At 64.5% G+C, this 6,624-nt stretch carries 5 protein-coding genes and 1 pseudogene; 4 read left to right on the forward strand and 2 right to left on the reverse strand.

The features are described from left to right. Positions 1 to 1,090, reverse strand: a pseudogene (locus ACEW8G_RS08280) (hypothetical protein); the annotation flags it as partial. 134 nt (positions 1,091 to 1,224) lie between these two features. Between ACEW8G_RS08280 and radC the strand changes: the two are divergent. Together radC and ACEW8G_RS08290 are read left to right on the forward strand one after the other, a co-directional pair. Then, positions 1,225 to 1,932 carry a DNA repair protein RadC gene (gene radC / locus ACEW8G_RS08285; protein WP_373487957.1) on the forward strand — a complete coding sequence of 236 codons (708 nt, stop codon included), beginning with the start codon at positions 1,225 to 1,227 and terminating at the stop codon, positions 1,930 to 1,932. Between the two features lie 193 nt (positions 1,933 to 2,125). Further along, on the forward strand, positions 2,126 to 3,322 hold the full coding sequence (locus ACEW8G_RS08290; RefSeq protein WP_373487953.1) for an NAD(P)/FAD-dependent oxidoreductase: 1,197 nt from the start codon (positions 2,126 to 2,128) through the stop codon (positions 3,320 to 3,322). Positions 3,323 to 3,325: 3 nt separating this feature from the next. Here the strand turns inward: ACEW8G_RS08290 and ACEW8G_RS08295 are convergent, their stop codons facing one another. After that, positions 3,326 to 3,712 carry a hypothetical protein gene (locus tag ACEW8G_RS08295; RefSeq protein WP_373487954.1) on the reverse strand — a complete coding sequence of 129 codons (387 nt, stop codon included), beginning with the start codon at positions 3,710 to 3,712 and terminating at the stop codon, positions 3,326 to 3,328. Between the two features lie 264 nt (positions 3,713 to 3,976). Here ACEW8G_RS08295 and ACEW8G_RS08300 point away from each other — a divergent pair, with 264 nt between their 5' ends. Both ACEW8G_RS08300 and ACEW8G_RS08305 read left to right on the forward strand, forming a co-directional pair. After that, positions 3,977 to 4,522 carry a cytochrome b gene (locus ACEW8G_RS08300; protein ID WP_373487955.1) on the forward strand — a complete coding sequence of 182 codons (546 nt, stop codon included), beginning with the start codon at positions 3,977 to 3,979 and terminating at the stop codon, positions 4,520 to 4,522. Positions 4,523 to 4,673: 151 nt separating this feature from the next. Further along, positions 4,674 to 6,624, forward strand: a 1,951-nt coding sequence (locus ACEW8G_RS08305) for a DEAD/DEAH box helicase (protein ID WP_373487956.1), incomplete at its 3' end; no start/stop codon positions are given.

The raw sequence follows: 6,624 nt of genomic DNA on the forward strand, positions 1-6,624 counted from the left end.
GACCGACCGGCAGGCTGGCTGATGCCGCCACGACCCCGTCCACCCCGGCCCAGCGCTCACGCTCAACCGTCAGGCCACTGCCGCGCACGTCACCTGCAAACGACCAGCCGGTCTGCGCGCCCGTCAGCCGCAACACCGCGTCGCCGTGCACCTGCGCGCTGGCAAAGCCGGTGTCGGCAACCATCGCATTGGTCAGTCCCAGATCGATCTCGCCATCGATCTGCCCGGCGCGCGCTGTGAACGAGACCGCTCCGTCCAGGCCGCCAGCAGCAAAGCCCTGCCCCGCAATCGCACCGCCCCTGGGGCTCAGCGTCCCGCTCAGCCGGTCGAGCGCGGCATTCGCGCCCACACGCACCGCAACCGCCGAGCGCGCCAAGCTAAGCCCCGCATCCTTGCAGGCGAGCGAGGCAAAGCGCAGCGGGCCATCGATCTCGGGACGACCACGCGTGATGCTGACCGCGCCATACAGGCTCGGCTGCTCCACCGCACATCCGCCATAAGCCAGCCGCGCGCCCACCGCCGCCAGCCTGCCGCGAAATCCGTTCTGCAAGTTGCCGCTGCCCTCGGCCTTGATGCCGAGCGCGCCATAGTCGCTGTCAATCCGCAGCCGCGCATCCTTGAGCGTCAGGTCAAGCCGCGGCAGGGCGAACGGCTCGGTGCTGCCTGTGTAGATCAGCTTGTCCAGACTGCCAAAGCTCACCCGGCCATTGACCAGCCGCCCGTAGGCGCGCAGCCCCTCGACCGAGGCGCGGTTGATGCTCATGCCAAACAGCCCGCCGCTGATATCGATCACCAATCGCTCGATGGTCGCATCGGGCCGCGCCGGATTGCCGATCACCAGATTGCGGACAATCTGCTGACCCACGCCGATGGATTCGATGTCATAGGTCGCATCCAGCCCTTGGCGCTCAAGCTCTGCGCCGACCAGATTGCGGGCAATCGTCTCACGCTGGGTCCATGCGATCAGTCCGACCAGCGCTACCAGCGCCATGCCCCACAGGCCATAGCGCAGCGGCCACGCCAGCCGCTGCCACGCGCGCGCCTGCCGCTGCGGGCTGATCGCTTCAGGTTCGGTGGCGTGATCGGTCATTGCTGGCTGAATGCGCCGCTTTGCCGTGGGTTGCAACGGCGCGCAGACTTGCGGGCGCTGCAAAAGCGATTGCCGGGACAAGCCGCACCCATTAGCCTCGCCATATGCCGCGTTCCTCGCCCGTGCTGCCGCTTATGCTGGATTCCGAAGCGCCCGAAGCGCGCGCCGGCGGGCATCACGGCGCGGGCCACCGTGCCCGGCTTAGGGAGCGGTTGCTGAACGGCGATGGAACCGGGCTGCACGACCATGAAATCGTCGAATATCTGCTTGCGCTGGCGATCCCGCGCCGCGACACCAAGCTGCTTGCCAAGCAGCTGATCGATCATTTCGGCGGCATCGCGGGCGTGCTTACCGCAGATGGCGATTCGTTGCGCAACGTATCCGGCATGGGCGAAACCAGCGCGGCGGCGCTCAAGATCGTGCAGGTCGCGGCCAAGCGGCTGGTCAGCGATCCGGTGCGCAAGCAACCGGTGCTGTCGAGCTGGCAGGCTTTGCTCGACTATCTGCGCATCGACATGGCGCACCTGACGCGCGAACGGGTGCGGGTGCTGCACCTCAACGCCAAGAACATGCTGATCGCCGATGACAACATGTCCGAAGGCTCGGTCGATCAGGCGGCGATTTACACCCGGCAAGTGATCAAGCGCGCGCTCGATATTGGCGCTGTGAACCTGATCCTCGTCCACAACCACCCCAGCGGCAACCCCCAGCCCAGCAGGCAAGATATTCAGATCACCCGCGAGATCATTGAGGCGGGCAAACGGCTGGGCATCGGCGTGCACGACCACGTGATCATCGGGCTCGACGGCCACAGCAGCATGAAGACGATGGGGCTGATGTAGTAAAATCCTCCCCGAGCTCGTCTCGGGGAGGGGGACCGCGACACGCAGCGGCGTGGTGGAGGGGCGATGCGCGAGCGCTGGCGTTATTGCCCTCCGTCAGCCTTTCAGGCTGCCACCTCCCCGAGACAAGCTCGGGGAGGATGTGGTTAGTGGCCCTCGACGAAACCGAACAAGCCCGCCATAGCCTCACCCCATGACCAGCCCCACCCAGTACGACGCGATCATTCTTGGCGCAGGCGCGGCGGGCATGATGTGCGCGGCCGTCGCAGGCCAGCGCGGGCGGCGGGTGCTGCTGATCGATCATGCCGATGCGCCGGGCAAGAAAATCCTGATCTCGGGCGGCGGGCGGTGCAATTTCACCAACATCGGCGCCGCGCCGGATCGGTTCCTGTCCTCAAACCCGCATTTTGCCAAGTCCGCGCTGGGCCGTTACAGCCCGGCTGATTTCATCGCGCTGGTCGACAGCTACGGCATCGCCTGGCACGAAAAGACTTTAGGCCAGCTTTTTTGCGATGGATCAGCCAAGCAGATCGTCGTGATGCTGCTTGAGGAGTGTGCCAAGGGCGGCGTGGCGCTGGCACTTGGGCATCCGGCGCGCGACATCACCCATGCCGACGGGCAATTTCGCCTGAACCATGGCGCGCAGCACGCGTCCGCATCATCACTCGTCGTCGCCACCGGCGGCCCCTCGATCCCCAAAATGGGCGCGACCGGCTTTGCCTATGATCTTGCACGGCAGTTCGGGCTGAAAGTCGTCGAACCGCGCCCCGCGCTGGTGCCTCTAACCTTGGGCGGCGAGGAGACGCTGTTCCGCTCGCTCTCGGGCGTTGCGACCGAGATCATCGCGCGCGCGGGCAAATCCGCGTTTCGCGAGGCGGCACTATTCACGCACAAAGGGCTGTCAGGCCCGGCGATCCTTCAGGCATCGAGCTATTGGCGGCATGGCGATCCGGTCGCGATCAACTTTTTGCCACACGCGGCACCGGGTTGGTTGCTCGCCGCCAAACGCTCCCAGCCCCGTGCCACAGTGCGCAGCACGCTTGCCGCGCTGCTGCCGGACCGGCTGGCGACCACACTTGCCGAGCGACTGTCGGCCCAAAAGTCAGGGGACGAGGCACGACTCGCGGACCAACCCGATAAAGCGCTTACCGCCGCCGAAGGACAGCTCGCCGACTGGCGCTTCCACCCCAATGGCACCGAAGGCTTTGCCAAGGCAGAAGTCACAGCAGGCGGCATCAGCACGGATGGCCTGTCATCACAGACCATGCAGGCCCGCAAGGTTCCCGGCCTTTACGCGATTGGTGAGGCAGTCGATGTCACCGGCTGGCTGGGCGGCTATAATTTTCAATGGGCCTGGGCCAGCGGCCATGCAGCGGGGCTGGCTTTATAACCCTCAACGCGTGCGGCAGCGGCCGGTGTTGGTGTTTTCCACGGTACCGTCGTCATCATAACGGATCTGCATGGTATAGCCATCGCCCGAGATTGACCGGATCGTCGCTTTGTACCACTCGCCATCGCTCCATCGGCAGGCGATCTTGCTGCCCGCCGTCCAGGTGAATGGACGCACAGTGTCGGCGGGGCGGGATTCTACATCGCCATCGTCGAAGCGCACCGTCACCACTGATCCGCTGCGCGATTCGATCACCCCGGGAAACAGCACATCGCTGCCCTGCCATGGCGACAGCACCCAGTCGCCGACATCCTGCGCCGACGCAGCGACGGACGACATGCCCAGAGCAACGACCAGAAACATCCGCTTTGCGGTTGAGCGCAAGGCCATAACACTATCCTTCCTCACAATGATTTGAAAAACTGATCAGATATATGCACGCACTTTGTGGCGGTGGCCGTCTGGCGCGATTTACCGGCAATTCCAGTTACATCCCCCGCAAGCAGCGAACCGTGACATCGTGTGTTTTAACGGTCAATTGAAACCTTCACGCTGACGAAATTTTTGCGCTGTATCAACGCCCACCATGACAATTGACGTGGATCAATGCTGCCGCGGCCCTGCCTCATTATGCATCGGACAAAGGATGCATCGATGACCACATTATCCAGTCGCGACCGCTACAGCACTGCCTCCATCACGCTGCACTGGTTGATGCTGTTGCTGCTCGTTGCCGTATTCGCCGCGATGGAACTGCGCGAGTTTTATCCCAAGGGCAGCGATACCCGGGAACTGTTCAAATCCTGGCACTATACGCTGGGCCTGACGGTGTTCGTGCTGGTGTGGCTGCGCATTCTGGCACGAGTGCTGACACTCACACCCCGGCCATTGCATGAGCCGGCCTGGCGCAGCGTGCCAGCCAGGGCGGCGCATCTGGCACTATACGCGTTCATGGTCGTCATGCCGTTGGCGGGCTGGGCGCTGCTAAGCGCGGAGGGAGACAGCATTCTGTTCTGGGGGCTCAGCCTGCCCGCCCTGATCCCCGCGAACGAGGTGTTGGGGGTACAGATCAAATATCTGCACCAGCTTGGGGGCGACATCCTGTTCTGGCTGATTGCCTTTCATGCCGCCGCGTCGCTGCTGCATCATTATGTGCTGAAAGACCGGTTGCTGAACCGAATGCTACCCGCGCGGCGATAAGCCTCAGGGAAGTTCCCCGGCGATTATCATTGTGCAACTGCACACAAACCGCTACGCGCACGGGCTTGCAGCGACGCCCTTTTGCGTGTCGCGCGCGGTTTCGCCTTTTTGATGCGGAGCCTTCGCATCCTCAAGACGAATTGATACGCCCATGCCTTTTGATAATGTTCCCGCCGTTCTGTCGGATGCGCTCGATGCGCACGGCTATGAAACACTGACCCCCGTCCAGCAGGCGGTGATTGCCGAGGATGCGTTCGGTCGCGACCTGATCGTGTCGGCGCAGACCGGATCGGGCAAAACCGTGGCGTTCGGCCTCGCGATGGCGACCGACCTGATCGCCGAGGACGGCCGCGTGCCGCATAGCATGAAGCCGCTGACGCTTATTGTCGCGCCGACGCGTGAGCTGGCGCTGCAGGTCAGCCGCGAGTTCATCTGGCTTTACGGTCCGGCAGGCGCGCGCATTGCCACCTGCGTGGGCGGCATGGATGCCTCAAAGGAACGCCGTGCGCTGTCGCAGGGCGCGCAGATCATCGTCGGCACGCCCGGACGTTTGCGCGATCACCTTGAGCGCGGCGCGCTTGACCTGTCCGCCCTCAAGGTCGCTGTGCTCGATGAGGCCGACGAAATGCTCGACATGGGCTTTCGCGAAGACCTTGAAGAAATTCTCGACGCGACCCCCGATGGCCGCCGCACGATGCTGTTTTCAGCGACCATGCCCAAGCCCATCGTCGCACTCGCCAAGCGCTACCAGCGCGATGCCCACCGCATCTCGACCGTGGGCGATGATCGCGGTCATGGCGATATCGACTATCTCGCGGTCACCGTGGCGCCTGCCGACATCGAAAATGCGGTCGTCAACCTGCTGCGCCTGCACGAAGCAGAAACCGCGATGCTGTTCTGCGCGACCCGCGACAACGTCCGCCATCTGCACGCCAGCCTGATCGAGCGCGGCTTCTCGGTCGTGGCGCTGTCAGGTGAGCACAGCCAGTCAGAGCGCAACCAGGCGCTGCAGGCGCTGCGCGACCGCCGTGCGCGCGTCTGCGTGGCCACCGATGTCGCCGCGCGCGGCATCGATCTGCCCAGCCTGTCGCTGGTCATCCATGTTGAGCTGCCGCGCGACATGGACACGCTCAAGCACCGATCGGGCCGCACCGGCCGCGCGGGCAAAAAGGGCACCGCGATGATGATCGTGCCCTATCCGCGTCGTCGCCGCCTTGAGGCGATGCTGCGCGGTGCCAACATCAATGCGAACTGGATCAATGCGCCGTCCGCTGAAGACATCCGCCGCGCCGACCACGACCGTTTGCTGCAAAAGCTGATGGCGCCGGTCGAGGCCGACGAAGCCGACCGCACACTGGCCGAAAAGCTGCTGGGCGAACGCAGCGCCGAAGACATCGCGATCATGCTGGTGCAGGCGCACCGCGCGCAGATGCCGCTGCCCGAAGAGCTGCTCGATGCCGATGCATCGCCGCCGCGCGATATGGGGCCGCGCCCCGGCTTTGAAGACACCGTCTGGTTCTCAATGAACATCGGCCGCGCGCAAAATGCAGATCCGCGCTGGATATTGCCGCTGCTGTGCCGCCGGGGCCACATCACCCGTAGCGAGATCGGCGCGATCCGCATGGGGCCGGAGGCGACCCATTTTGAGGTGCCACGCACAGTCGCTGACCGCTTCGCCGACGCGGTCAAACGCACCGAGGGCAGCGAAGACGGCGAGGAAGGCAGCATCATCATCACCCGCGCCGATGGCCCGCCACAGGGTCACAGCCGCTCTGGCCCGCCGCGCCGCGCCGAAGGCCGCAGCGGATCGGGGTCAGGATCGGGCTATAAGGGCAAGACCAACGCCGGCCCGCTGAAGCCGCGCTATGAGGCCAAGCCCTACGGCGACAAGAAGCCGTTTGGGGACAAGAAACCGTTCGGCGACAAAAAGGCCGCTTTTGGCGACAAGAAGCCATTCGGTGACCGCAAGCCGTTTGGTGACAAAAAGCCCTATGGCGACAAAAAGACCAGCGCCGACCGGGCTTCCTATGCCGACAAGCCCAGCGGCCATGGCCCAGCGGGAAAGGGGCCGCGCGGGCCGCGCCCCGATGGCAAGCCGCGCT

Source organism: Blastomonas sp., assembly GCF_041747255.1.
GTDB lineage: Bacteria > Pseudomonadota > Alphaproteobacteria > Sphingomonadales > Sphingomonadaceae > Blastomonas.

Bases quoted from the DNA above. Each gene is read 5' to 3' on its own strand.
- radC (WP_373487957.1), top strand. From the start codon at position 1,225: ATGCTGGATTCCGAAGCGCCCGAAGCGCGCGCCGGCGGGCATCACGGC.
- ACEW8G_RS08290 (WP_373487953.1), top strand. From the start codon at position 2,126: ATGACCAGCCCCACCCAGTACGACGCGATCATTCTTGGCGCAGGCGCG.
- ACEW8G_RS08295 (WP_373487954.1), bottom strand. From the start codon at position 3,712: ATGGCCTTGCGCTCAACCGCAAAGCGGATGTTTCTGGTCGTTGCTCTG.
- ACEW8G_RS08300 (WP_373487955.1), top strand. From the start codon at position 3,977: ATGACCACATTATCCAGTCGCGACCGCTACAGCACTGCCTCCATCACG.